Source organism: Nafulsella turpanensis ZLM-10 (assembly GCF_000346615.1).
Lineage (GTDB): Bacteria > Bacteroidota > Bacteroidia > Cytophagales > Cyclobacteriaceae > Nafulsella > Nafulsella turpanensis.
In genome coordinates this window covers 1-1,261 of record NZ_ANNU01000083.1, presented here as the reverse complement: position 1 = coordinate 1,261, position 1,261 = coordinate 1, and the positions used below count along the sequence as shown (strand labels likewise).

1 protein-coding gene is annotated in these 1,261 nt (G+C 43.3%); it reads right to left on the bottom strand.

The window, feature by feature from the left end:
- Positions 1 to 861 (bottom strand): YdcH family protein (locus tag F752_RS24935; protein WP_169331920.1); only part of this gene is annotated, 861 nt, incomplete at its 3' end.
- Between the last annotated feature and the right edge of the window lie 400 nt (positions 862 to 1,261).

Sequence of the window (1,261 nt, the reverse complement as noted above, 5' to 3'; positions counted from 1 at the left end):
GTCCTCTTTAGAAACATTAGGTGTATTACTTACGGTTTCGAGGAACATACGGCGGGTTACGCCATTTTCACCTAATTCAGCTTTTTCCTTCACTTCAATATCTGTCAGCAGGTCTTTCAGTTCTTTTTTAATTCTTTTCACATCCAGGTCCTGCGGGCTCAGGCGGGTTACATAGTCATCGATCTTCTTGTCCAGATCGTTACGGTTAAACAGCTTTCTCAGCTCTTTACGCATGGCACGGGCATTTTCGTGAGCGCTTACTTTGGCTACACTTTTGGCCTTGCTCTCTTCGGAGCTGCTAAACACACCGCTTAACATACTGGCCGACTGGCGAAAACCTGACATTACCATACTGAACAGGCCACCTATTAGGGAAGACACGGTCTTCATTTCCAGGTACAGCACAGTGGTAAAGAAGGCTGCCCAAATTACAAGACCTAAGGTAAGACCTACAAAATTAGCGCCTACAAAACTCAGTTTTACAGCCAGCAAGCTGGCGAAAAACAGGGAGAGTGAGACTGTAATCATAGTCCAGACACCAAAGGCACTACTCACTTTTTTAATGACAGGCGTGCTGTCGGATGAGTGAGACTGATTGTCCTTATGCTTGCTGGAGGATTGGTGGGCTTTCTTTCGGATATTCCCGATAGCGGAAATTCCTGATGCCACCGAAAGTGTGGTGAGCAGGGCCTGAAAACCGATGGCTAAAAGCACACCTGCCACTACGGCAATAAAAAAGCCGGGGCCATTTTCAATAAAAGGGTTAACAGCCACCTCTGCTACTTCTACCTGGGCATTGGCTAAAAGAGGGCTCGACATCAGCAGCCCTAGTAAGGGTATATGTTTCCAATTCTTTTTCATTTTAAAAAATTTTATGTTACCAAAAAATACAATTAATCTAACGGGCTGATTTCCTGCAAGTTTCATTTTGCCCCACAATAAGGACATAAATAATATCCTGTTTTATCAACCCTCTGTCTATATGTTTAATGTTTAGCCAGTAAGCAGAAACGATTACTCAACAGAAATGCTGGCCGCAGCTCCAGTCGTTTTTTCTCCTGCTGGCAATAGGAATACCTCTTCCTAGGCCTGTTTTAAAGGAAAAACAACAGGCGGGAAGCAAATTATTTAAAGTAAGAACAATAGTTTCCGCTGATTTCCCTCTTTTTTTGAACGCTCCGGACATATGCCCTGTCTGAGGGGACTACTGTCTCGTCCTAGAATAGCGATACAGGTTTTTACAATAATAAATAATTAAATA